Annotated in this window: 23 protein-coding genes and 1 tRNA gene; 10 read left to right on the top strand and 14 right to left on the bottom strand. The window is 43.6% G+C overall.

Features of this window, described 5'->3' with window-relative positions; genetic code table 11:
• Positions 1-19 precede the first annotated feature (19 nt).
• A complete protein-coding gene (locus F461_RS0113725) occupies positions 20-1,504 on the bottom strand; it encodes a sodium-dependent transporter (protein ID WP_020001734.1) in 1,485 nt (494 codons plus the stop codon).
• Positions 1,505-2,012: 508 nt separating this feature from the next.
• Between F461_RS0113725 and F461_RS0113720 the strand changes: the two genes are divergently transcribed.
• On the top strand, positions 2,013-2,438 hold the full coding sequence (locus tag F461_RS0113720; RefSeq protein ID WP_020001733.1) for a hypothetical protein: 426 nt from the start codon (positions 2,013-2,015) through the stop codon (positions 2,436-2,438).
• A gap of 81 nt (positions 2,439-2,519) precedes the next feature.
• Here the strand turns inward: F461_RS0113720 and F461_RS0113715 are convergent, their stop codons facing one another.
• Genes F461_RS0113715 through rsfS form a run of 3 tightly spaced genes read right to left on the bottom strand, consistent with a single transcriptional unit; the run spans position 2,520 to position 4,683 of the window.
• Positions 2,520-2,762 carry a hypothetical protein gene (locus F461_RS0113715; protein ID WP_020001732.1) on the bottom strand — a complete coding sequence of 81 codons (243 nt, stop codon included), beginning with the start codon at positions 2,760-2,762 and terminating at the stop codon, positions 2,520-2,522.
• A 2-nt stretch (positions 2,763-2,764) separates the two neighbouring features.
• The gene (gpmI, locus tag F461_RS0113710; protein WP_235633749.1) at positions 2,765-4,306 is read right to left on the bottom strand and encodes a 2,3-bisphosphoglycerate-independent phosphoglycerate mutase; all 1,542 of its coding nucleotides are present in this window, start codon (positions 4,304-4,306) and stop codon (positions 2,765-2,767) included.
• A gap of 2 nt (positions 4,307-4,308) precedes the next feature.
• Positions 4,309-4,683 carry a ribosome silencing factor gene (gene rsfS, locus F461_RS0113705; RefSeq protein WP_020001730.1) on the bottom strand — a complete coding sequence of 125 codons (375 nt, stop codon included), beginning with the start codon at positions 4,681-4,683 and terminating at the stop codon, positions 4,309-4,311.
• Between the two features lie 442 nt (positions 4,684-5,125).
• Here rsfS and F461_RS0113700 point away from each other — a divergent pair, with 442 nt between their 5' ends.
• Complete coding sequence (locus tag F461_RS0113700) at positions 5,126-6,433, top strand: phenylacetate--CoA ligase family protein (protein WP_020001729.1); 1,308 nt, start codon at positions 5,126-5,128, stop codon at positions 6,431-6,433.
• 101 nt (positions 6,434-6,534) lie between these two features.
• On the opposite strand, the gene F461_RS0113695 is transcribed toward F461_RS0113700, so the two are convergent.
• The 4 genes from F461_RS0113695 to rimI form a co-directional block, all read right to left on the bottom strand.
• Positions 6,535-6,620, bottom strand: a tRNA-Leu gene (locus F461_RS0113695).
• Between the two features lie 43 nt (positions 6,621-6,663).
• Positions 6,664-7,005, bottom strand: coding sequence for a preprotein translocase subunit SecG (gene secG, locus F461_RS0113690; RefSeq protein ID WP_020001728.1), 342 nt, complete (start codon positions 7,003-7,005; stop codon positions 6,664-6,666).
• A 40-nt stretch (positions 7,006-7,045) separates the two neighbouring features.
• The gene (tpiA, locus tag F461_RS0113685; RefSeq protein WP_020001727.1) at positions 7,046-7,795 is read right to left on the bottom strand and encodes a triose-phosphate isomerase; all 750 of its coding nucleotides are present in this window, start codon (positions 7,793-7,795) and stop codon (positions 7,046-7,048) included.
• A gap of 17 nt (positions 7,796-7,812) precedes the next feature.
• On the bottom strand, positions 7,813-8,286 hold the full coding sequence (rimI, locus tag F461_RS0113680) for a ribosomal protein S18-alanine N-acetyltransferase (RefSeq protein ID WP_026364773.1): 474 nt from the start codon (positions 8,284-8,286) through the stop codon (positions 7,813-7,815).
• Positions 8,287-8,305: 19 nt separating this feature from the next.
• Here rimI and F461_RS17965 point away from each other — a divergent pair, with 19 nt between their 5' ends.
• Complete coding sequence (locus F461_RS17965; protein ID WP_020001725.1) at positions 8,306-8,863, top strand: NUDIX hydrolase; 558 nt, start codon at positions 8,306-8,308, stop codon at positions 8,861-8,863.
• A gap of 26 nt (positions 8,864-8,889) precedes the next feature.
• On the opposite strand, the gene F461_RS0113670 is transcribed toward F461_RS17965, so the two are convergent.
• Genes F461_RS0113670 through F461_RS0113660 form a run of 3 tightly spaced genes read right to left on the bottom strand, consistent with a single transcriptional unit; the run spans position 8,890 to position 11,787 of the window.
• Positions 8,890-9,663, bottom strand: coding sequence for an inositol monophosphatase family protein (locus F461_RS0113670; protein ID WP_020001724.1), 774 nt, complete (start codon positions 9,661-9,663; stop codon positions 8,890-8,892).
• A 45-nt stretch (positions 9,664-9,708) separates the two neighbouring features.
• Positions 9,709-10,731 carry a rod shape-determining protein gene (gene mreB / locus F461_RS0113665; RefSeq protein WP_020001723.1) on the bottom strand — a complete coding sequence of 341 codons (1,023 nt, stop codon included), beginning with the start codon at positions 10,729-10,731 and terminating at the stop codon, positions 9,709-9,711.
• Positions 10,732-11,787 carry a GAF domain-containing protein gene (locus F461_RS0113660; protein WP_020001722.1) on the bottom strand — a complete coding sequence of 352 codons (1,056 nt, stop codon included), beginning with the start codon at positions 11,785-11,787 and terminating at the stop codon, positions 10,732-10,734.
• A gap of 323 nt (positions 11,788-12,110) precedes the next feature.
• On the opposite strand from F461_RS0113660, the gene F461_RS0113655 reads away from it, so the two are divergent.
• The 5 genes from F461_RS0113655 (at position 12,111) to F461_RS0113635 (ending at position 17,608) form a co-directional block, all read left to right on the top strand.
• Positions 12,111-13,844 (top strand): hypothetical protein, encoded by a 1,734-nt coding sequence (locus F461_RS0113655; protein WP_020001721.1) that lies wholly within the window; start codon positions 12,111-12,113, stop codon positions 13,842-13,844.
• 49 nt (positions 13,845-13,893) lie between these two features.
• Positions 13,894-14,982 carry a glycine cleavage system aminomethyltransferase GcvT gene (gene gcvT / locus F461_RS0113650; RefSeq protein WP_020001720.1) on the top strand — a complete coding sequence of 363 codons (1,089 nt, stop codon included), beginning with the start codon at positions 13,894-13,896 and terminating at the stop codon, positions 14,980-14,982.
• Between the two features lie 92 nt (positions 14,983-15,074).
• Positions 15,075-15,806, top strand: coding sequence for a 16S rRNA (uracil(1498)-N(3))-methyltransferase (locus F461_RS0113645; protein ID WP_020001719.1), 732 nt, complete (start codon positions 15,075-15,077; stop codon positions 15,804-15,806).
• 13 nt (positions 15,807-15,819) lie between these two features.
• The gene (locus F461_RS0113640; RefSeq protein ID WP_020001718.1) at positions 15,820-17,034 is read left to right on the top strand and encodes a replication-associated recombination protein A; all 1,215 of its coding nucleotides are present in this window, start codon (positions 15,820-15,822) and stop codon (positions 17,032-17,034) included.
• Between the two features lie 25 nt (positions 17,035-17,059).
• A complete protein-coding gene (locus F461_RS0113635) occupies positions 17,060-17,608 on the top strand; it encodes a BON domain-containing protein (protein WP_020001717.1) in 549 nt (182 codons plus the stop codon).
• Positions 17,609-17,817: 209 nt separating this feature from the next.
• On the opposite strand, the gene ettA is transcribed toward F461_RS0113635, so the two are convergent.
• Positions 17,818-19,503, bottom strand: coding sequence for an energy-dependent translational throttle protein EttA (gene ettA, locus F461_RS0113630; RefSeq protein WP_020001716.1), 1,686 nt, complete (start codon positions 19,501-19,503; stop codon positions 17,818-17,820).
• 313 nt (positions 19,504-19,816) lie between these two features.
• Between ettA and F461_RS0113625 the strand changes: the two genes are divergently transcribed.
• Positions 19,817-20,599, top strand: a complete 783-nt coding sequence (locus F461_RS0113625) for a lysophospholipid acyltransferase family protein (RefSeq protein ID WP_020001715.1) — start codon at positions 19,817-19,819, stop codon at positions 20,597-20,599.
• A gap of 362 nt (positions 20,600-20,961) precedes the next feature.
• Positions 20,962-21,540, top strand: a complete 579-nt coding sequence (locus F461_RS0113620) for a TetR/AcrR family transcriptional regulator (protein ID WP_020001714.1) — start codon at positions 20,962-20,964, stop codon at positions 21,538-21,540.
• 114 nt (positions 21,541-21,654) lie between these two features.
• Here F461_RS0113620 and F461_RS0113615 read toward each other — a convergent pair whose 3' ends face one another.
• Positions 21,655-22,032 (bottom strand): hypothetical protein, encoded by a 378-nt coding sequence (locus F461_RS0113615; RefSeq protein ID WP_020001713.1) that lies wholly within the window; start codon positions 22,030-22,032, stop codon positions 21,655-21,657.
• A 113-nt stretch (positions 22,033-22,145) separates the two neighbouring features.
• A complete protein-coding gene (gene gluQRS / locus F461_RS0113610) occupies positions 22,146-23,192 on the bottom strand; it encodes a tRNA glutamyl-Q(34) synthetase GluQRS (protein ID WP_020001712.1) in 1,047 nt (348 codons plus the stop codon).
• Positions 23,193-23,736: the final 544 nt, after the last annotated feature.

Below are 23,736 nucleotides of genomic sequence, written 5' to 3'. Positions count from 1 at the left end.
ATTTTCTCCTTAAAACCCATTATGAATAATGCTGGAAATGCTTATGTGCCTGTTTCTTCTGAAGGAAAATCGCAACCAAAATAGCGAGAGGCAGGATTGACCAACCTAACATCACGAGATCAAACGTTGGGTAGCCCCCGTATGGAACAGTAATTTTAGTATAGAGGCCAGAAAGGAAGGAGTAGCCAAGGACAAGCACAGTAATGATCCGAAGGCTGAATGCCCAAAGCTTACCAACAGAGAAGTCTGAGTGAGCATTAACGTCTTCGCGAATGTCATCAAGACCGATAACCCAACTCATAAGGATAATTTCAACGAGCGCTGAAAAAAGTATGCAGATTGTGTTACTGAAATGGTCAACGATATCGAGAATCAGCAAACCCGCACCAGTGGTTAATACTGAAGTAAGAGCAAAACCAACAATACAAAAAGTAGTTACAACTTTCTGGCGAGAAACGCCAAATTTGTCGATCACAGAAGAAGACACAGCTTCAACAATAGAAATGTGTGAGCTAACGCCAGCCATTGTGAGACACAGGAAGAAAATTGTACCAAAGAACAGCGGTGCCGGCATAGTGTTAATTGCAGCCGGAATCGTAATGAAGGCAAGCCCCACACCAGAACCGGCAACATCAGCAACAGCCTTACCGGTGGAATGGGCCATACTACCAAGTACAGAGAAGATCATAATACCAGCAAGTGTAGAGAATCCACAGTTAATAAAAACTGTTATAGCGGCATTGTTACTAATATCGGCCTTCTTAGGAAGGTAGCTTGAGTATGCGACCATAATACCGAAGCCAATGGACAGCGAGTAGAAGATCTGACCATATGCAGCTGCCCAAACACTGAAGTCTGTAAGCTTTGAGAAATCTGGAGTGAAAAGGAAATCCAAACCATCGGTTGCACCAGGAAGTGTGATCACACGACCGATAAACACAAGTACTAATGCAAAAAGAAGCGGGATAAGAATTTTACAAGCACGTTCAATTCCGTTGCGGATACCGGAGTTACAAGCAAGCCAAGTTAACCCCCAGGTAAGTGCGCAAGCACCAAAGATCGGCCAGCGAACTCCACCAAGTTCAGTCGGGGAAGAAGTAAGACCGAGGTACTCACCAAAGAAGAAACCTTTTGTATCAGCACCCCAAGCGCCATCAAAAGCAAAGCCAAGATAGTTAATTGTCCAGCCTATTACAGCAGCATAATATACTGCAATAATTGCTGCGGTGATAATTTGTACCCAGCCAAGCCATTCAAATTTTGCGTTAACAGCGGCAAGAACTTTTGGAGCAGAACCTTTGTATTTATGACCAAGGCCAAATTCCATGATCATAAACGGAATACCTGCGGTCAGCAGAGCGAAAATGTAAGGAACAAAGAACGCACCACCGCCGTTTTCATACGCAATGTACGGGAAACGCCAGATATTACCCAATCCGATAGCAGAACCTACAGCAGCAAGAATGAATCCCGCACGGGATCCCCACTGTTCACGATTTTCCATAGCAGTACCTCGACTAAATTTAACACACTAATAATGAATGCAGCTTTCAGCAGTCTGAATAGTACAATTTGAAGAATACAAAAGCAGCAGACGATATTTTCGACAGAATCGTCGGGATGCTAAATCTCAAATTTGTAAAACAACAGCCTGAATCAGGCATTCACTTCCCATTCGTTAAGTTCGGAGTACGTTTAGATCACAAAAATGTCTACTTATTTCTTACAGAATTGTTCAACAGAAAGTTCCAAAATTGAAAAAACAAACAATAACTTCCTGTTTTTATATCTATATCAACAATTATAGCTATAGTAGAGAAGCTGTTATAATAACCTTACTGTTTAACTAAAATGTGTATTTCTTTTATTGTCGTAACTACACTAAAAAGAATAAAATATGCATGATTTGATCATACATTGGCTACTGACTCATATTGACACACCGCTCTTCTCGTGAGAAATTTCAGTGTTTTTAGTAATTAATTTCACGACACTCTATTCAGGAGAGATATATGTTTATTGATACTTCTCATCGTGAAGAGCTTGACGCTCTGCTTGAAAGCTGGACTGAATCAGAAGCTAAAACCAAATCTGCATTTGTAGATTACAAAAACTTGTTACTCTCTTTTGAAGGTCTGAGCCTCTCTTTTAAAGGTAGACCCGGAGTAAGCTTTTCTCTGCGCGCGAAACACGAAAAACAAACTGAACGTGAACTGTTTGTACTTGTAGACGTAGTTGATGACGACCCTGATGACCGCTGGCTTTCTGTCTGTTTCTATGCAGATATGATTAATGATGCTGATGAACTGGGCGACTGGGTACCAGGAGGGCTGATGGGCGAAGATGCCTGCTGCTTTAACCTTGATGAAGATGATGCAACAATGCGTGCATATATTAAAGACAGAATTACCGATGCATATAATAGCGCTAAAAAGTAATTAGCCCATTCAACATGAATAAAAAAAGCGGAACCCAGAAAATCTGGGTTCCGCTTTTTTACTCTCTAAGAAAAACTGAATCTACATGAAATCGGGGTCAATTGCTGCCCCGCCATCTGCTAAAGAAATTTTAAGATACTGCAAAGTCCGTCGGTCGACAGGGACAATCGGAAAAAGGTTCTGACATGCATCACAGCGCTCCATTGAAGGCTGAACCGCGCCGATAATTGGTACTTTACGACCACAATGAGGGCAAGGGTAGAAAAAAATTACTTCCATGCCCACAGGCTTAACAGGAGAAATCGGTTTCTGTGAATTGCTCATGCTTAGTCCTTACAAATAAGACTTGTTCCGTTCATCGCAGCAGGCTGCTCAATATTCCACAGATCAAGAATAGTTGGTGCAATATCACCTAATTTACCCTCTTCGCGAAGCTTCAAAGAAGCGTTCTCATCAACAAGAACTATCGGAACAGGATTGGTAGTGTGTGCAGTATGCGTTTTACCAGCTGCGTTAAGCAACTCTTCTGCGTTGCCATGGTCAGCAGTAACCAAAGCTCTACCGCCGTTACTTCGAACAGCATTGATAACCTTGCCTACACATACATCGACGGCTTCACACGCTTTGATTGCAGCATCAATAATTCCAGTGTGGCCAACCATGTCCAAGTTAGCAAAATTACAGACAATCAAAGAATATTCTTTCGAAGCAATCGCAGTAAGAAGTTTATCTGTAACTTCTTCAACACTCATTTGTGGCTTCAAATCGTATGTGGCCACATCTCGAGGTGAACTAATCAGTTCTCTATCTTCATTCTCAAAGGGCTCTTCACGACCACAGTTAAAGAAGTACGTCACATGAGCATACTTTTCAGTCTCTGCAATGCGAAGCTGCTTAACACCTAGCTTTGAGACAACTTCTCCTAAAGGATCCGGACAGTCATCTTTAGCAAATGCAACAGGAAAGCCAAAAGCTCGTTCGTAGCAAGTCATAGAAGCAAGCGCGGATAATTTAGGGAAATTGCCCCGTTCAAAATTGGCAAAGCTATCAGTACACATAGCCTGTGCCATTTGGCGCATACGATCTGCCCTGAAGTTGAACATAAAAACAGAATCGCCATCTTTCATTACAGTTGGCTCACCGCCCTGCTCAATAATTGATGTCGGTACAAAGAATTCATCTGTGATTCCTTCATCATAGGAATCCTGAATAGCTTTCAATGGATCAGTTGCGATTCTAGCCTTGCCATGCACAAAACAATCCCATGCAAGCTGGTTACGATCCCAGCGCTTATCACGATCCATCGCGTAATAACGACCAGAAATAGATGCAATACGACCTGCACCGATTCGATCAATCGCTTCAAGAAGCTGTTTTACAAAACCAAGCCCGCTTGTAGGAGAGGTGTCACGGCCGTCAAGGAACACGTGCACACAAACATCAACATCGATGACTTTCGCCATTTCAAGCAACGCAATCAAATGCCTAATATGGCTATGAACACCACCATCGGAAAGAAGGCCCATCAAATGGACTGTCCCACCCTTCGCTTTTGCTGACGTCATAACATTATTAAGAACAAGGTTCTTCTGGAACTTGTCTTCTTCAAGTGCAACATCAATAAGCGTCATATCCTGATATACAATCCGACCTGCACCGATATTCATGTGCCCGACTTCAGAGTTTCCCATAAAGCCTTCCGGAAGCCCAACAGCACGACCGGAACAAGCGAGACGGGACATCGGATAATCAGCAACTAAATGATCAAGGTTAGGTGTATTCGCAAGAGAAATTGCGTTCCCTTCTCCTGCAGGAGCAATGCCCCAACCATCAAGAATCAACAAAAGGGTTGGTGTCATGGTGCTCATTCCTATTCAGCTTCAGATTTATATAAAACTTTAGCGTCGGCCCAGAGACTTTCCAAATTGAAAGAGTCACGAACATCTTCTTGGAAGATATTCACAATAACATCGTTAAGGTCAACAAGAACCCACTGAGCGTTATCTTTACCCTCTACACGCATGTGCTCGTAATTTTCGCCTTTAGCGCGCATAGAAACTTCGTCTGCTAACGCTTTTGCCTGACGAACAGATTTAGCAGTAGCAATCACCACTGCGTCAGTAAAAGAGTTAACACCTTCAAGATCAAGAACAACGACATTGGTAGCTTTTTTAGCTTCAAGCCATTCAATAATTTTAGCTACTTTTTCCTGAGAAGAAACAGTGCTGTATTTTTTTTCAATCATTTTTTTCATCCACTCGTTGGTGCTACGCTTTAATTTTGCAGCCTAAGCTTAGACCACTGCGCGCAGCACATGCAATGCTTATAATTTTAATTTATTCACAGCATCTGGCGCTGCAAAGAAATAATAAAGTCTCTTCCGGTAATGTCAGTAGAAACACGTCTCCGACTTTACCAGTCTAATAATCCTGCACCTTCCTACGTCATTTACGGTCTATACGCAATTAACAAGAGGAAGAGAATTTCCATTAAAAATGACAATTTTGAGAAACAGACTTGACCCGCCTCCCGATTATGGTGCATTTCCTATGGTTGCACGTACATATATAGTCAGCAAGCTGACTAGGTCCAAAAGATTCAGGAGGCGACAGGTATACGAACTCGCTAGCCTCATATCCCCCCTGAACCGTGTAGTTATTTTATTCTTATTGTATCAGGAGTCATGTATGATTTTTAATGTTGAGCAAGAAACACTGCCTCGTGAAGAGTTAGAAGCAATTCAATTACGCCGGCTACAGAACCTCTGTGAACGAGTGTACGCAAATGTTCCTCACTATCGCGAACAGTTTATCAAGGCAGGAATTACTCCTGCCGATATCAAAAGCCTCAGCGACTTGGCTAAACTCCCGTTTACTGAGAAGCAGGATCTACGTGACAACTACCCGTTTGGACTTTTTGCTGTTCCAAAAGAGAATATTGTCCGCCTTCATGCTTCCAGCGGTACCACAGGTAAAGCAACTGTAGTAGGATACACTCAACGCGATGTGAATAACTGGGCGGAACTTATGGCACGCTCTTTTATGGCAGCCGGAGCAGACCGCAGTGACTTTATCCACAACTCCTACGGATACGGATTATTTACTGGTGGGTTAGGCGTCCATTATGGCGCAGAACGTCTTGGCGCAACAGTTATTCCTATTTCCGGTGGCGGTACAAAACGTCAAGTCTCACTCATGAAGGACTTCGGGGCCACAGTAATCTGCAGTACCCCATCCTACGGTCTGGTTCTACACGAAGCAGCACAGCAGGCGGGAATTGACATGCGCGATCTTCCACTACGTGTCGGCATTTTCGGTGCAGAACCGTGGTCGGACGAAATGCGTAATGACCTGCAGAAGAAAATGGGCATTGACGCTGTAAACATTTATGGTCTCTCTGAAATCATGGGGCCTGGCGTATCTATTGAATGTGCAGTTGCCAAAGACGGCATGCATATTTTTGAAGACCACTTCCTGCCAGAAATTATCGATCCAGTAACTGGTGAACAACTACCGGCAGGTGAAACAGGTGAACTGGTAATCACCACGTTAACCAAAGAAGGTATCCCGCTTATTCGTTACAGAACACGCGACATAACTTCTTTGAACTACACTCCATGTAAATGTGGCCGCACTCATGTTCGCATGAACCGTATTACAGGACGCAGTGATGACATGCTCATCATTCGTGGTGTTAACGTATTTCCTTCACAAATTGAATCCATCATTCTTGAAACTGAAGGAGCGTCTCCACATTACCAGATTATCGTCAAACGTCAGGGCAATCTTGATACTGTTGAAGTTCAGGTTGAAATTGATGAGACCCTCTTTTCTGATGCCATTAAAAATCTCCAGCAGATTGAAATGCGTATTCAAAAAACAATTAAGGAATTCCTTGGTGTTTCCACTAAAGTACGTCTCGTTGAACCCAGATCCATTGAACGCTCACAAGGCAAAGCCAAGCGAGTGTTCGACTTACGAAACGAAGCTGAATAATAAAATAACTGCCCGCGTAAGCGGGCTTTTTTATTGCCTTTCCCTCAAAACAAATAAAAAAGGGGATCGAAGAAATATTTTCTTCGATCCCTTTAATTTCATGGTGCCCAGGGGGAGACTCGAACTCCCACGGGCGTGGCCCACTACCCCCTCAAGATAGCGTGTCTACCAATTCCACCACCTGGGCATGTAACGCAAGCGTTACTGAGGAAGCGCTAAACGCGCATTATCTACTTATCGTTAGTCTTATCAGAACTAGGCTGAGCTTTCTGCTCGACAGCCTGATCTGGGCTAGGCTGGGCTTTTTGCTCAATCTGGATATTCATGATGGTTGAATCATCAGAAGTATGATCACTGGCGATGTAGTTGTAGCTCAAAGAAGTAATGAAAAAGATTGCTGCAAGTGTTGCAGTAACTTTCACAAGAAGACCGCCTGCACCAGCGCCGCCAAAAGCAGACTGGTTGCCGCCTCCAAAGATAACACCCATGCCCTCTTTACCAGCCTGTAAAAGAACAAGCAAAATGAGTGCAAGACAGACCACAACGTGCAGGGTCAGAATCAAGGTTTCCACGAAACGTCCTCCTAAGAGCTATATCAATCCGAATCGGTTGCTAAGCAGTAACAATTTTGCTGAAGCTTTCAGCCTTCAAGGAAGCGCCTCCTACCAAGACACCGTCAACATTGTCAAGTGCAATGATCTGAGTAGCATTTTCTGGCTTAACACTTCCGCCATAAAGAACGCGGGTAGTATTAGCTTTTCCTTTCAAAATATCAAGAAGTTTAGCACGAACAATCGCATGAGCTTCTACAATCTCTTCAGGACCAGCAACTTTGCCGGTACCGATAGCCCAAACAGGCTCGTACGCAACAGCAAGGCATTCAGGAGCTACATCAGGAATAGTTGCAAGACCTTTTTCAAGCTGTTCAGAAATAACTGCTTCAAGCTTACCAGCTTCACGCTCTTCAAGAGTCTCACCAATGCAAAGGCAAACATTAAGACCGTTATTCAGTGCAAAAGTTGTTTTTTCGCCAACTTGTTCGCTGGTTTCGCCAAAAAGAGCACGGCGTTCGGAGTGACCTGTGAGAACCCAAGTACAACCGGCATCTTTAAGCATTAGTGGAGAAATTTCACCAGTAAATGCACCTTCGAGGGCTGCACAAACATTCTGCCCACCAAAAGAGTAGCCTTCATGTTGAGAGAACACTCCGCCTGCGGCATGCAGAGCCGTGAACGGAGGGAACACAACAACTTCTCTGTCTTCAGAAAGCTCACCAACAAGTTCAACGAGCTCCGCTGCGGTTTCTTTAGCGTCCTGAGCAGTTTTGAACATTTTCCAGTTTGCAGCCATAAGCTTTTTCATGAGTCATTACTCCTTACTTAGCACAGACAATCGGAGAGATCCGCAAGGTTACATTTATATAGTAACGCGTCCTCACCGGTGTCTTTATAATATTTTTTTCGCACCCCAATTTGAGAGAAGCACATCTGTTCATAAAGATTGATGGCAGGAATATTGGTTCTGCGCACTTCGAGAAACGCCTGTTGTATACCTAATTTTTGCCCAATGCAAAGCATAAGAGCAAGTAACCGTTTTCCTGCACCATTTCGTCTATGTTTCGGGTCCGTGGCTATGTTTAATATTTCCAACTCATCCTCTGTATGGTACATAGCAATATACGCCACTAATATATCATTTTTCTTCAAACCGAAGACTTCAAAAATCTTCTGGTCAAAGGAAAGACTAAACTCTTTTTCAGTCCAAGGCGTTGAAAAACATTTTTTCTCAAGTGCCGCCACTTCTGCGCTATCTTTTTTCTCTAAACGAAAAAAAACATATTCATCAGCTTCCAACGGCCCTATCTTAGCAAACATGTCAGACATTATTTATCCAAATACTTCCACCGATGATGCCGCTTCTCACGGACGTCATATTGAAGTTGTAGACAGCTGTGGCAAACCACTCATGGTCGTACCCTCAGCAACAGCGCATGCACAGCGTCTTGCAATGAAATCTGTCTTCGTTTTTATATATAACAAACAAGGGAAATTTTTCCTGCAACGGCGAGCTGATAATAAAACATTAGCGCCCGGAATGTGGGATATCTCTGCCGCAACACACGTAGCTGCAAATGAAGCACTTGAAGCATCTGCCGAAAGAGTGCTGCTCAAAGAACTCAACCTGACTTCTATATCTTTACATTATAAAAACTCACAGCAAGTACGTATAGATGATGCAACCCTGTGGAGTTCTATTTACTCTGCCAACATCGGGGCACGTACGATTACTCCGAACCCAGAAGAAGTTCAGGATGGACTCTATGTTGATGCAGAAGAATTGCAATCACTCTATGAACACTTTCCAGACCTGCTCACGTCTATCCTAAAATGGGCCATACGCGAAAATATCATTTTTACAGACTCGATATGACCATATATATTTTACGATCTGAATTGCTACATTAATTTCGACATCTGCGCATGCAAAAGCGTATTGCTCGCCAGAATATTTGGTGAATATAAAGAAAAATCTCTCGAAGCATCGTATTCTGTCACCCAACCGCCCGCTTCATTCACAAGCAACCAGCCAGCAGCAGTATCCCAAGGCTTCAGCCCCTTCTCATAGAACACATCAAAACGGCCAGCTGCAAGATACGCCAGATCCAGCGCGGCTGCGCCTAAACGGCGAATCCCCTGTGACGCTTTTAACACTCGGCGCAAACGATCAGTGATATCATCAGCATCTTCTGCAATCGTATACGGGAAACCGGTTGCAACCAGCGAGTTCTCGAGATTATCGTTTTTTGTTACGAAAATCTGCTTATCATTACACCATGCACCGCCACCTGCCACAGAGTAAAAACACTCATTCATGATCGGAGCGTTAATAACTCCCAACACAATTCGACCATTATGCCAAAGTCCTACAGACGTACAAACAAACGGCACTTGATGCGTAAAGTTTGTTGTTCCGTCAATCGGGTCGATAACCCAGGTAAGCTCATTCAAAGGAGCCTCGGCAGCACTTTCTTCAGCAAGAAAGGTTGCTTCAGGAAGAATTGTTGCAAGTCGAGCCTTCACATCATTCTCGACCGCAACATCTGTTTCAGTTACGAGATCAATCCGCCCTTTATAGCGAACCTTTCGCGGCTTATCCCATGCTTCCCTGATAAGAGCACCAGACTCAATAACAGCAGAACGAACTTGCGGTAACAGCTTTTGTAAATCCATTGTATTTTCCAAGAGAAAAAGGCGACCGTTGGTCGCCTTAGTAAGTTAGTTTATATATACATCCGAGAACTTAGCTCGATCTTCCAGCGTCTTGCCAGTCCCTCGAACGACCGTGGTAAGCGGGTCCTCATCAATAACAACCTGCAAACCAGTCTCTTGCATAATAAGCTCATTAAGCCCTTTAAGCAACGCGCCACCACCAGCTAACAGCAAGCCGTGTTCAGCAATATCGCTTGCAAGCTCAGGGGGAGTTTTTTCAAGCGCTTTACGAACCGCAAAAACTATTGCTCTTACTGATTCAGAAAGTGCAATACGAATATCTTCGTCAGTCACTTCGACAGAAGTTGGAGTCCCTGAAACAATGTCCTTACCGGGCACAGTCATGACCAAAGGCTCCGGTAAAGGGAAAGCGGAGCCAATAGTCATTTTAACTTTCTCGGCCTGATTTTCCCCGACAAGAAGCTGAAACTCTTCCTGAAAATATCTTTGCACGGCATTATTAAGCGCGTCACCAGCCACACGGACTGATTCAGCGTAGGCAATTGCAGATAAAGAGATGATTGCAACTTCTGTAGTACCACCGCCAATATCAACAACCATGGTTCCAACCGGTTGGTGAATAGGACGAGCAGCCCCGATTGCCGCAGCCATCGGTTCTTCTACAAGTTTTACATCTCGAGCGCCTGCCTGTTGAGCAGATTCAATTACAGCACGCTTTTCAACCTGAGTAATACCAGTAGGCACACAGATAACAATATTCGGCTTCACAAGGCTAAAGCCGGTGATAACCTTTTTAATAAAATATGAAATCATTTGCTTGGTAACCTCAAAATCCGCAATGACACCATCCTTCATAGGACGGATTGCACGGATACGCTGAGGTGTACGACCAAGAAATTCTTTCGCTTCACGCCCGACGGCAAGCACGCTGTTGCGTTCAACATCAATCGCAACAACTGACGGTTCATTAAGCACGATACCGTCTTTTTTTGTATATAGAAGCGTATTAGCAGTTCCAAGATCCATAGCCAGATCTTTTCCGAACATGCTCAAGAGTTTTCCCAGCATTTATTCGCTCTCTTGGGTCTTAGATGAAAATGAAAAAAGAGCTTCATTCTCATGTTCGTAAGCTGCAGCGCGCTGCAGGTCATCAACCTGTCGATGCGCCTCATACAGTTTGCTGCGTAGATACAAATTCTCCAAAAATAATGAAAGATGCTCTGAAGCCATCTGGCAAAACGTCTTAAGCTCCTCAGGGATCACTTTAGACGTTTCACTCGCAAGCGTTAAAACACCTCGAGTCATACCACCTATTTCCAGCGGAATACATATCACGCTGACAAACTGGGGCACACCCTTTTTCTTGCCATATAATGGAGAAGTTTGACTTGCAGCTTTGCCGCCTTCCACAAAGAAAGGCGTGCTATTTTTAAACACCCATCCAACCAATCCGCTACCGTATGGAATCTCTTCCACTTCACCCTGTAGCAGTTGATAATTTTCACCTTCAATATGATAATTTTGACCGCCCTCATCCCGTGTTGCCAAACTACAATATTCAAAATGCGAGGTGTCTGAAAGAAGGACTAAGAACTTAGACAAAAAAGAGTCCCATTTTTTCAAGTGATTACGCAATGAATAAATAACCTGCAAACAATGGTATTGCTGCGACAAATTAACCTGCTCTTCAACAACAAAAGAACGGGAATGCACCTCGTACACTAGTTCCCCGAACAGTTGTAGAATTTTCTGATCCTTACTCGAAAATGAATACTGTCTTTTACTGTCTAAACACAACACCCCGGCACCATTTTTAAGAGGCACCCCCATAAAGGCCTTAATTTTAGTTTCTTCATTCTGCGCATAATACCCCAAGTTGTATTGTCTGGTATCAAAGTCGTTAACCAGCATTGGTGCTTCATTGCTAATGATCCACCCAACGAGGCCTTTCCCAGTTCCAGCAGAGAACGTCTCTTTCTTATTTACCATATCACCAAGACTAAAACTGCTGGCCACAGAGAAGTGATTACCGGAGCGATCCGGCATAATCAGCACGGCAGAGTATGCGTCGAAGACACTACAAATAATGCCTAAAATTCTTTCATAACAAGCGGTTGTATTCATCCAATATAACCCAGTAAAATATTATGATTTGCGCAAACACAAAGTAAAACCTTGCAGCGCAACACTCTATAACGGATATTGCGTATACAGTAAATCAGGCGACATCTTTACGGCTAGCCCTTATGGATCTTTATAAAGATGAAGCCCTCAGAATTTATTATCATTTTTTTAATAGGACGCCAAGCAATGAGAGTACAGGTTTTTTTCTATGAAATGCTAGAGTTTTTTTAGAAAAAAAAATAGTATGCGATGGTTACCAAGCACATAGGGCTCTTGCTAGCACTTTTATTTTACCTCTTTTAACAATAGCCAGCCAACTGCCAATGCAAAAACTCTGGAAAAATGCCTTCCGCGAATGCGGGTTACCATGGAAAGACACTTTTTCATTTAGTGAACCTATAAGCATCACTACTCTTTCGGAGCTTAAAACTTTTCTTGATGCCGTACAGATTACACAATGTCTGTTGCGACCTTTTTTTGAAAATGCCGACTATCCCCTTGTTGAGCGCGGAGAACTGCTCCCTTCATTCGAAAGCGATTTTTTTGAATACAAAGACCTGCCTGGCTTTTCGCTGGTAGCCTTTGAGCGTGAACTACAATATTTTTCAGAGATATTTCAATTTGATATTTTGCACTCGCTAATGGACGTTACGTTTAAAGCCGACGGTTACGCCTGCCCATTGGAAAACTGTACTATTGAGCAAAATGTTGAAACAATTCAGAACCGTATCCCCCGAAAACTGCATGAGTTGTTTAAACAAGAATTCGGCAAAGTCGACACTTCTGTCTTAGATTACTATCCGCAGCTACTCCCGTACATTCTTGAAATGGACAGAGCGCACGTTCTCGCACTCGATTCGTCCGGCTTCTTCCACTTAGCAGGTGTATACGGCTCCTTCCCTTCTGACCTTGATCCAGAGATCAAACGGTTTGGACTCCGAGCTAAAAAATTTGAAGTTGGGAACCACACGAAATACGAGCAAAATAGGCTATTTGTATATCAGTATCTCATGGAGCTTTACGGCTTCACCATTTGTTCCGAACGCAGGACCTCAAGCGCTTTATTCTCCCGCCGATTACATAAGGCTGGTGAAAAATTCATGGTTCGTGTACTGGGACAGACAGACAGGGTTATCACCACTATTTCTTCTGCCACAAAAAAAAGACGCTACCCTACTGTAGAAAAAATTGCTTTAGTGCAGGTTGACGAAGACCAGTCTGAGGTAATCCGCCAACTCGAAGAAGGCGGTTTCTTTGTTGACAGAAAACGTCATGTTGTAATTTTGCGCGTTACATATACACAGCATAAATTTAACCCGGAAAACGTTCGACAAGAGCGTGCACTTTCTGTGGCAAAACAGGAAGTTATCCACCCGATCACTGGCCGTTCCGTTGATGACCTTAATATCATTAAAGATACAACAAACATGATTCTGCGTTTAAACGATATCGTACGCGGTGAGTATATCGGGCACATTACCTATAAACGGATAGAACTCGTTGAAAACACCGATACTGAAGAGAAACGTCTCAAGTTTTTATATTCGTGGTTATCGAAACACCAACGTCGCATCATCAGCTATTCCGATGAATTCTATGCAAATGTCGTAAAAATCCTTGATGGATATCTGCTTGATCCTGACAACGAAGAATCATTCGAAAGACACAAAAATCTCTATTTAGACGTACAGCTTCGCTATAACTACATTCAGCAAGCCCGAAAACTAATGGTTCTTGAACGATTGAAAAAACGTAAAATCAAGGGCGAGAAAATCCCGTACGCCAAAATGGTTCAACAAGCCGTTTACATTCTAAAAGAATTAAAATTTGATATTACAACATATTTCGATGAGTTGGTTGCTTCCATGATCAGCATCACAGAGGCTATCTTAAATGATCGTTATTTGTGCCGAAACTACATCATGAAACGTGATGACGACCTCTCTGAGTACGGACTCAGCATAAAAAAAGAATACGGCAAACTGGTCTCCCTGCTTGACGACATTAAAGCAATCCGCAAATCTCGAAACAAATCTATTGAGGGTTTCGGCCCTTAATAACAACCACAAAACAACAACACTTTAACCAGATTCGGGAGGACATGCTGTGTCTGAACTTTTACAAACCCCACTTACCGCTTGGCATAAAGCAGCTGGTGCCAAAATGGCTCCGTTTGCCGGATGGGAAATGCCAATCCAGTACACAGGCATCATCGCTGAGCACACTCACTGCCGTGAGCAGGCATCCATTTATGACATCTGCCATATGGGTGAATTTGGTCTCGTAGGCGAAGGCGCCCGTGAAGCTCTCTCTAAAATTGTTACACATAATCTGGACAAACTTGCTCCCGGAAAATGTGGTTACGGTTTCTTGTTGAACAAAGAAGGCGGCATCCGTGACGACCTTATTGTGTACTGTCTTGAAGAAGACGAGTACATGCTTGTAGTTAACGCTGCATGCATCGCAAGCGACTTTTCCTGGATTAAAGACCACCTTCCAGAGCACCTTACGCTTGAGAATATGTCTGACCAGACTGCGAAGATCGACCTTCAGGGACCAAAATCTTATGAAGTGCTTGAAAAAATATTCGACAGTTCTTTGCGTGACCTCAAATACTTCAACTTCCGCACCGTAGAATTCAACGGACAGCCGCTCATTATCAGCCGTACCGGCTACACTGGAGAACTCGGCTACGAATTCTACCTTCCTTCCGAAAACGCAGTCGCACTTTGGGAAGCCCTCATGGCGCAGGAAGAAGTTGAACCAGCTGGCCTTGGTGCACGAGATACGCTTCGTCTTGAAGTTGGTCTTCCGCTCTACGGTCAGGATCTCGATACAGTCCATTCACCTGCTGCTTCTGGTATGGGCTGGATGCTCCGTTCTGAAGCCGACTACATTGGTAAGGGAAAAGATCGTGAAGGTAGTGAACTCCTTATTGCCCTTTCCATTCCGGGTCGCCGGTCTGCACGCCACCACGATGCCGTTACTCTTGAAGACGGTACAGAAGTTGGCCATGTTACCAGTGGTTCTTACTGCCCGAGTGTTGGTCACTCCGTAGCATTAGCATACGTTAAAGTTGAAGCTGCCGATAACGAAAAATTCCTTGTTAGAGGCGCTCGCACCTCTCTTGAAGCAACCAAAACCGAGCTGCCATTCTACAAAGGTGGCACAGCACGTATGAAGCTTGTTGACTAAGCTGCATCCAAGTGAATAAATTAAAAGGGAAGCCGTATGGCTTCCCTTTTTTATTCCCTTTGGCACTACACACAATAATGAGATAATAATTCATGAAAACATTTTTTCTTGAAGCAGATAAATGGGACGAGCACTGCGTGCTTGAAGGACAAGAAGCAAAACACGCCATTAAAGTACTTCGCATGAGAACAGGCGACAGTATTCGTCTGTTAGATGGCAAAGGGCGTGAAGGCACCTTTATCATTAGTGATATGACAAAGCATACTGTATCAATTGAAAAACAGGACGTCATACAGCACCCGAAACCAGAAGCAGAACACTATGTTGCAATAGGTTGGGGCAAATCCGTTCGTCGCGGCTGGATTTTCGAAAAAGCTGTAGAGTTCGGTGCCGCTGGAATATGGTTCTGGCAGGCAGACAGGTCTCAATCCAAAGTCCCTGTTGAGGTGAAAGAAGGCTGGGAAGGTCAAATGCTGGCTGGAGCCAAACAATGCAACAATCCTTGGATTCCTGAACTCGAAACGTTTGCTGATGGCGCAAAAGGCGTTATGAATCGCGCAGAAGAGTTCGACAATATTTTTATGTTGTGGGAAGGTCAGTCTCCGTCTGACGTTCTTTCTTCAGAACAACTTGATCTTTCTGGAAAAACATTATTTATCATCGGCCCGGAAGGCGGCTTCTCCGATGCAGAAGCTGAATATTTCAAAGGACAAGGCGTGCAACCGGTAAGCCTTGGAAAAAGAATTTTGCGCTGGGAAACAGCAGCCTTGCTGTGTCTCGGTCTTGCATGGTGGAAAGGTGAAGTAAACAATGCTGCACGTTAGCAAGGAGATGTCTATGGAGGCGAAACAACCTCTTGCAGACAAAATTCGCCCAAATTCTTTTGAAGAATTTTCAGGACAGGAACACCTTTCCGCGCGCATTACTGCGCTGACAAAAGCGAACAGGCTACCCAGCCTGCTATTATTCGGCCCTCCGGGATGCGGAAAATCAACACTTGCACTTTTGCTTGCCAAGCATACCGGATTAAATTGGCTACGAGTAAGCGCACCGGAAGCCGGTCTTACCCAACTTCGCAAATCTCTCAAGGGTGTAGAAGTTCTTGTCTTAGATGAACTCCATAGATTTTCTAAAGCCCAACAGGACTTTTTTCTTCCCATTTTGGAGTCAGGCGAAATCACACTCATAGCCACGACGACTGAGAACCCTTCTTTCAGCGTCACAAGGCAATTACTATCCAGACTGCATACCCTAAAACTAAAACCGCTGCCTAATACTTCACTTCAAGCACTCGCTCAAAAAGGTGCTGAGGCGTGCGGTGTAGAACTGGATGAAACAGTCTACGAAATGGTTGCAGGAATTGCTCATGGTGATGCGCGCACAATGCTAAACCTTGTGGAATACATCGCTCTACTTCCTCCCGAATCCAGAGAGCCGGAGCAGTTAAAAGCAGCCCTCCCTGACGTTATTGCTCGTCATGACAAAAACGGAGACAGCCACTACGAGCTCGCCTCCGCTATGATTAAAGCTATCCGCGGCAGTGATGTTGATGCGGCCCTATACTACCTTGCAAGCCTGCTTGAAGGAGGAGAAGATCCTCGTTTTGTATGTCGCAGGCTTATACTTTCCGCCTCAGAGGACGTCGGTCTTGCAGACCCTAACGCATTACCGCTCGCCGTTGCGTGTCAGCAAGCTGTTGAGTTTGTAGGTATGCCGGAAGGGTTCATCCCGCTTGCCGAAACTGCAACCTATTTGGCTCTTGCTCCTAAAAGTAATTCAGCCTATGCAGCCTATCTGGCCGCGGCAAAAGAGATACGGACACATGGACGCAAGCCTGTGCCCCTGCACTTACGCAACCCCTCTACCAAACTTCAGAAGGAGTGGGGATACGGAAAAGGCTACCTGTACCCACACAATTATCCAGAAGGGTATGTTCCCCAGCAGTACCTTCCTGACGATCTCGCAGGCCGCAAATTTTATCAGCAACGAGAACAAGGGGTAGAACCGCGCCTGACTGCGTGGCTTGCCCGTGCCAGAAAAAGCTTCCGTTAATTCCCCATAGCATCAGGAGAGACATATGCTAAAGAAGCTACTCTGCGTTACAGTAGTACTTACTCTTTGCTACACCCTGTCAGGGTGTGCTGTGTACAACGCTGCTGTTGATGAACGCAATATCAGCGAGCAGTATTCAGATACTGTTATCACCACCACTATCCTCAAAAAAATGGTAAAAAGTAAAACAATCAGTGCACTTGACGTATCCGTCAACACATTCAATGGAAAGGTATATCTAGTAGGAGAAGTAGATTCCCTTGCACAACGCAATACTGCTATTTCTACGGCACGTAACACAAAAGGCGTTCAAGAAGTTGTGCCATATCTGCTTCTCAAAAATGAACAAGATTTTTGTGGAACAACAGACAACCTGACCATGAATGCTCAACTCAAAAAAGCACTAATTGGCGACAAAGAAATCTGGTCAACCAATGTTTCTACTGATGTTGTGCAATGTAACATTATCCTCACAGGCATTGTAGGAACAACAAAAGAGAAACAAAAAATCATTCAACACGCCAGAGCTGTCCCCAAGGTTAGATCCGTTACCTCATACATTCAGGTACAATAGTAAAAAAAGCAGACTCAAAACATGAGTCTGCTTTTTTTTGCTATACTCTTCTCTGATAACGGAAAAACTTTTCACTCCTGTAGCCGAGACAGCCCTGTTGGGCTAGCGCACAAACGATGAGACGTAACAGTATATCAGCAAAGAAAAAGCGAACTCAAATGAGTTCGCTTTAAAAAACATTTTGCACGAAGTGTACAAAAGTCTGCTATCTATCGAGTAAGCTTACGGTATTTAATACGATGAGGTTGATCCGCATCTTTGCCAAGACGCTTTTTGCGGTCAGCTTCGTATTCGGTGTAGTTTCCGTCAAAGAAGACAACCTGAGAATCGCCTTCAAAAGCAAGGATATGCGTCGCAAGACGGTCAAGGAACCAACGGTCATGAGAGATAACCAGCACAGAGCCTGCGAAGTTCTCAAGAGCTTCCTCAAGCGCACGCATGGTATTTACGTCGAGATCGTTTGTAGGTTCGTCAAGTAAGATTACGTTTGCACCAGATTTAAGAATCTGAGCAAGGTGCACCCGGTTACGCTCACCACCTGAAAGGACATCAACTTTCTTCTGCTGATCTGCACCCGTAATACCAAAACGAGAACAGTATGCACGCGCGTTAACATCCTGTGTTCCAAGCTTTACTGTCTCGTAACCACCCGAGATGACTTCGTACACAGTTTTTCCAGCTTCAAGAGAATCACGCCCCTGATCTACATGAGCAAACTGAACAGTTTCGCCGACTACAACCTCACCGGAGTCTGGGCTTTCCTCACCAATAAGCATCTTAAAGGTAGTTGATTTACCGGCGCCGTTAGGCCCGATGATACCAACAATAGCACCTGCCGGAATAATGCAGTTCATGTCTTCCACAAGCAGTTTATCGCCAAGGGACTTTGTTACACCCTTCATCTCGATAACCTGCTTACCGAGGCGTGGTCCCGGTGGAATGTAAATTTCAAGGTCTTTAGCATGTGCTTCCGACTCATGAGAAACAAGAGATTCGTATGCACTGATACGGGCTTTTGATTTGGAATGACGGCCCTTAGGAGACATACGGATCCATTCAAGTTCCCGCTGCAACGTCTTCTGGCGCTCAGATTCTTTCCTTTCTTCCTGTGCAAGGCGTTTCTGCTTCTGGTCGAGCCAGCTGGAATAGTTACCTTTCCAAGGAATACCACGGCCACGATCAAGTTCCAGAATCCAGCCTGCAACGTTATCAAGGAAGTAACGGTCATGTGTTACAGCGATAACTGTACCCGGGAAGTTCTGCAGGTAACGTTCAAGCCACGCAACAGACTCTGCATCAAGATGGTTGGTAGGTTCGTCAAGAAGCAAAATATCCGGATTCTGCAACAGCAGACGACATAAAGCTACACGACGCTTCTCACCACCTGAGATTACATTCACCGGAGTATCAGCAGGAGGACAACGTAAGGCGTCCATCGCCATTTGCAAACGGGAATCAATATCCCAGGCGCCCTTCGCGTCCATTTGCTCCTGAACCTGAGCTTGCTGCTCAATAAGAGCATCCATTTCCTCTGGCTCCATAGGTTCAGAAAACTTAGCATTGATGTCGTTAAACTCATTAATAAGAGACATGACATCACCAACACCCTCTTCGACGACTTCACGCACAGTACGTGTTTCATCCACCAGAGGTTCCTGTTCAAGATAGCCCACAGTAAAACCGGGAGAAACATGCGTTTCTCCTTCAAATGCTGAATCTACCCCGGCAAGAACTTTAAGAAGAGAAGATTTACCGGAACCGTTAAGACCCAGTACACCAATTTTTGCACCATAAAAATATGAAAGAGAAATGTTCTTAAGAACCTCTTTCTGGCCGTGACGCTTTGTCACGCGAACCATTGAATAAATAATCTTATCCGGCTCGTTCTGACTCATATTACCACCTTGAATCTATTAGTAACCTATTGAGCAGCAACTTGTTTTCGTTGCCATCATATTCCATCATATATTTTTTGTTCTGAAGATTGCAGAACAAAGTTCACATTGCACAGGAAAATTATTTTTTCCCTTCTTGCGCATTTGTTGCAAATTGTCCAGAAAAGGAAATCACGTCACTCAACTAAGGTAACTGCTCTAAAAAAACAAAAAGAGCCTACTCCCACCGCAATCTAAGACGTTGTAATGGCAACGGGTTCTATGCTAGCTAAAACCTACATTGACCATTACATTCCCACTGTCCGGAGACTACATGAAAAACTACTCTGTAATGTACAGTAACACATATACTACCCCTAACGACGCAAGGGGCTTTTTTTCCAGCAGATTCCCTTCTCTATTTTTCTACCCCTCAATGGCAAAAACAGCATTCTTTGCGAACAGAGAAGCAAAACAAGGCAAGTCTTCTGATCAGGCGTGGGTTAACGCCAGTCTGCGTGTAATTAAAGCTTTGGAACGAGTCGGCGTCTCTCTTTCATTCGAAAACCTTTCTGCCTTTACAGAACTTGATTCTCCTTGCGTATTCATCGGTAACCATATGAGCACGCTCGAAACATTTGTACTTCCAGCGATTATCCAGCCTCATAAGCCTGTCACTTTTGTCGTGAAAAGTTCACTCCTTAACTATCCTTTCTTCGGAAATCTTATGGCTTCCAGAGAACCAATTGCAGTGAACCGAACAAACCCTCGCGAAGATTTGAAAAAAGTACTTTCAGAAGGATGCGAGAAACTTGCACAGGGCAAATCGATTATTGTCTTCCCCCAATCCACCAGAAGCACAAACTTTGATCGCACAAAATTCAATTCAATTGGTGTGAAACTCGCCAAAAAAGCTGGTGTTCCTATTGTACCTCTTGCCCTAAAAACAGACAGCTGGGGGCACAGCAAGCTTGGCAAAGAATTTGGGCCCATTGATACTTCAAAAAAAGTTCATTTTGCATTCCATCCCCCTATTACGGCTGAAAGCAATGGTAAAGAAGCGCATACCTCCGTATGTAACTTTATTGAGACCTCTTTGAACAAGTGGGAAAAATAACTCATTGTGCGCTAAACCAATTTTCAACTAGTTAGGAACTAGCAATTAAAAAAATCACCGTTATATGAGCTTCTGTATATAAAATGACGGCTTTCTATTTTACAGTACAACAATACTCTTTCACAAAAGGCATCCGTCCCGACTTAGTCTGTAACAATGGACAAGCATTGTATCTTTTCGTTTTCTTCTTAAAACGTGCCTGCACGAATTTTTTGTACGGTAGTCTAGAAAATTTTTCTCATGCATTGACGCAAAAAAAATTGTGAGCTAAACATTATTGCGTGCTCAAACAGTTTATTAGGTAGAATTTCGAGTTGCCGCGAAGCTCTACTGGATTAACCCTAAAACTACAGGGTCAAGCTATGACAATAACAAAAAAAGAAGCTCTGCTACTGGCTGCAAAAGAGCTCTTTGGTGAGTATGGCTATGCCGAGACTACGTTTAAAAAAATTTCTGAACGTGCCGGAGTTGCTCTTGGTTTACTTACACACCACTATGGAAACAAAGAAAAATTGTTTCTTGCAGCTGGGTTGGATGTTCTGGATGACTTCATTATCAAGCTGAGAGAAGCATGTGCTCAAGGAGATACAGGTTACGATTCTGTTATGAATTTTTGCCGTACCTACTTAGACTATTCTGTAATGCCGGAATCTCACTTTCTTGTTCTCGTTCGCTGCTCTCCATACTCAGATATGAAAACCCAAACGGATCGGGATATTATGTACGAGAAATTCAATCAAGTACCACGAGAACTTGAATATCACGTACGCAGAGGCATAGAGGATGGTTCAATTAAAGACTTACCTGCTCACGAAACCACTTCAGTCCTTACCTGTAACTTAGTTGGTGCAATTCGAACCCGTCTACTCACACCATATGCACCTGCTAATCTTTACGACGAAGTCCTCAAATTTATTTCCCGTAGTATTAAAAACGACTAACATTATTTGCTATTCTACAAAAAAAGGAAGAGATACATCTCTTCCTTTTTTTGTGCCATCAGCATAGATTCAATACTATGCCTGTATTAAGTCTCAAAAATTTGTTTTGTGCTTTTATGTAGTCTTAATCACCAATGGAATGATATGACGCGCATGAGACTCTTCATAAGTTCTACCAAGCTCAAACGTTACTTCATCCTTTCCTGCGAGTGAAGCAATCTCATCCACCAGCCCTTTAACATTAATAACAGGATGACGCATAAACACTTGCGGAAGACCATAGGTCAAATTGCAGGCAAGACATGCGCCATTACGCTGATTTAAATAAAAGGCAAACTCAAGCATGTTGTCGGTGGCTTTCACAAACGCAAGCTCAATGTCATAAGCACCACTTTCGGCTTCTCCGTATAACGCGTCGAAGAATTCATCAGTTTTTGATGCTGGAAACAATTCTTCCAGCTTTTCTTTTGTAAACACGGTATCCAACTGCATTGCGAACTCCCACCTTTTCTCTCAAGTATATCAACTTGTTTTTTCAGCAATAATTTTATCGCATACAATGCACAAAATTACTCACGTATGCACCGTATCGATTTTATATTAAGTCAGCAAGCGTTAGAAAGCCCTTTAAGGCGCTCTATTACGTCTTTTTCAAGCTGCAAAGCATTCGTATTAATTTGACCTATAGAAAACGTATCTAACAATTTACGAACAGACATTTTTTGACAAGTTGGAGTAAGTCCACCAAGGTAAGCAAGATACCCGACAACCGCTTCAGCAGAAATTCCATCCTCCCGCATCTTGCATAATTCAAAATGCCTATGCCGCTTTGCCAATCGTTCCCCTTCATGGTCGACAACAAGTGGAAGATGGATATATTCCGGAGGGGTACAACCAAACAATTCATACAAATACACCTGCCGGGGGGTACAATGTAGTATGTCTTCACCCCGAACAACCTGTGTTATCCCCTGACGCATATCATCTACAACAACAGCCAGCTGATATGCAAAAACACCATCTGAACGCTTAAGGGGAAAATCCCCACCGCATTCTTTCCAACTCATACAGCAATCACCGTGCAAAGCATCAGTAAAACCAATTTCAGTTTTTTCACAATGCAACCTCATAGAGCTTCTGCGTCCAGCAGCTTCCCTCTCTCCTCGTTCTTCTTCTGAAAGATGTAAACAAAGCTCCGGATAAGCACTTCCATAATCACTCAGGTGCGGTGCAGATGCCAATGATCGCAATTCCTTGCGGGTACAGTAACACGGGTAGACCAACCCATCCTTTTGAAGTGCTTCTATAACCCTGCTGTATAATAAGGTCGACTCACTTTGCGTATATGGTTCGTATTCTCCGCCAATATCAACCCCCTCATCCCAATCCAGACCAAGCCATTTGAGATCTTCAATTATACCATCGACAAATTCAGGCTTTGATCTATCCGGATCAATATCTTCAATTCGAAGAACAAGCCGGCCATTCTTTGCCCGGGCTGCAAGCCAACAAACGAGAAAAGACCACGCATTGCCAAGATGCATGTAACCTGTTGGGGATGGGGCAAAACGGCCTTTAACAGTACAATGCGGAGATGTACCGGCAGGACAAATTTCCGCAGCTATTTTTGCAAGATTACTTAAGGAGCTCATGCACCGTTGAAATCATGCCGTGCATGATAAGTCAACCACCATTACAACCTTAAATTTATCCATTAATGAGAAACACATGTTCGCAAAAGGCCGTCGCAAATTTCTTACATTCTCAATGAAAGACATAAAAATTGCCTTGCTAAATTAAAGTAATTTTAAAAACCTGCAATAACGATTCAGAAAAAAGTAACAATACCTTTATACTCTGTGCCGCTCCTTAGAACCTTCCGTTTTAATTAAAAATAAAAACTATTGCCCAACCATTTAGTTAGAGGTATAGTTATTTCAAGATAAGCATAAAAGCTGAAGTTTATTAGTTCATCTTGTAACCTAACTGATAAAGTTTGAAGTTTACGGAGGTGCCCATTTGGAAACTCCACCATGCATCTTAACAGGCGAATAGACCCCAATAATTCGCCAGCATTCTGATTAGGAAACTAATTAATTCTCAACGTAACTCAACTTGAAAGCACCAAGGTATTAGCCTTGGTGCTTTTTTTTGTTCACTGCCATTTGTCACCCCGCAAAAGAAATTTGTTTCCCC

Origin of the sequence: Halodesulfovibrio aestuarii DSM 17919 = ATCC 29578, from assembly GCF_000384815.1 — a bacterium.
Classification (GTDB): Bacteria; Desulfobacterota; Desulfovibrionia; order Desulfovibrionales; family Desulfovibrionaceae; genus Halodesulfovibrio; species Halodesulfovibrio aestuarii.
The sequence above is the reverse complement of the archived record's forward strand: the minus strand, read 5'-3'. Positions and strand labels throughout refer to the sequence as shown.

Excerpts from the sequence above, each read along its gene's own strand:
- F461_RS0113725 (WP_020001734.1), bottom strand. The coding sequence starts at position 1,504 with ATGGAAAATCGTGAACAGTGGGGATCCCGTGCGGGATTCATTCTTGCT.
- F461_RS0113720 (WP_020001733.1), top strand. The coding sequence starts at position 2,013 with ATGTTTATTGATACTTCTCATCGTGAAGAGCTTGACGCTCTGCTTGAA.
- F461_RS0113715 (WP_020001732.1), bottom strand. The coding sequence starts at position 2,762 with ATGAGCAATTCACAGAAACCGATTTCTCCTGTTAAGCCTGTGGGCATG.
- gpmI (WP_235633749.1), bottom strand. The coding sequence starts at position 4,306 with ATGAGCACCATGACACCAACCCTTTTGTTGATTCTTGATGGTTGGGGC.
- rsfS (WP_020001730.1), bottom strand. The coding sequence starts at position 4,683 with ATGATTGAAAAAAAATACAGCACTGTTTCTTCTCAGGAAAAAGTAGCT.
- F461_RS0113700 (WP_020001729.1), top strand. The coding sequence starts at position 5,126 with ATGATTTTTAATGTTGAGCAAGAAACACTGCCTCGTGAAGAGTTAGAA.
- tpiA (WP_020001727.1), bottom strand. The coding sequence starts at position 7,795 with ATGAAAAAGCTTATGGCTGCAAACTGGAAAATGTTCAAAACTGCTCAG.
- F461_RS17965 (WP_020001725.1), top strand. The coding sequence starts at position 8,306 with ATGTCAGACATTATTTATCCAAATACTTCCACCGATGATGCCGCTTCT.
- F461_RS0113670 (WP_020001724.1), bottom strand. The coding sequence starts at position 9,663 with ATGGATTTACAAAAGCTGTTACCGCAAGTTCGTTCTGCTGTTATTGAG.
- mreB (WP_020001723.1), bottom strand. The coding sequence starts at position 10,731 with ATGCTGGGAAAACTCTTGAGCATGTTCGGAAAAGATCTGGCTATGGAT.
- F461_RS0113660 (WP_020001722.1), bottom strand. The coding sequence starts at position 11,787 with ATGAATACAACCGCTTGTTATGAAAGAATTTTAGGCATTATTTGTAGT.
- F461_RS0113655 (WP_020001721.1), top strand. The coding sequence starts at position 12,111 with ATGCAAAAACTCTGGAAAAATGCCTTCCGCGAATGCGGGTTACCATGG.
- F461_RS0113645 (WP_020001719.1), top strand. The coding sequence starts at position 15,075 with ATGAAAACATTTTTTCTTGAAGCAGATAAATGGGACGAGCACTGCGTG.
- F461_RS0113640 (WP_020001718.1), top strand. The coding sequence starts at position 15,820 with ATGGAGGCGAAACAACCTCTTGCAGACAAAATTCGCCCAAATTCTTTT.
- F461_RS0113635 (WP_020001717.1), top strand. The coding sequence starts at position 17,060 with ATGCTAAAGAAGCTACTCTGCGTTACAGTAGTACTTACTCTTTGCTAC.
- ettA (WP_020001716.1), bottom strand. The coding sequence starts at position 19,503 with ATGAGTCAGAACGAGCCGGATAAGATTATTTATTCAATGGTTCGCGTG.
- F461_RS0113625 (WP_020001715.1), top strand. The coding sequence starts at position 19,817 with ATGAAAAACTACTCTGTAATGTACAGTAACACATATACTACCCCTAAC.
- F461_RS0113620 (WP_020001714.1), top strand. The coding sequence starts at position 20,962 with ATGACAATAACAAAAAAAGAAGCTCTGCTACTGGCTGCAAAAGAGCTC.
- F461_RS0113615 (WP_020001713.1), bottom strand. The coding sequence starts at position 22,032 with ATGCAGTTGGATACCGTGTTTACAAAAGAAAAGCTGGAAGAATTGTTT.
- gluQRS (WP_020001712.1), bottom strand. The coding sequence starts at position 23,192 with ATGAGCTCCTTAAGTAATCTTGCAAAAATAGCTGCGGAAATTTGTCCT.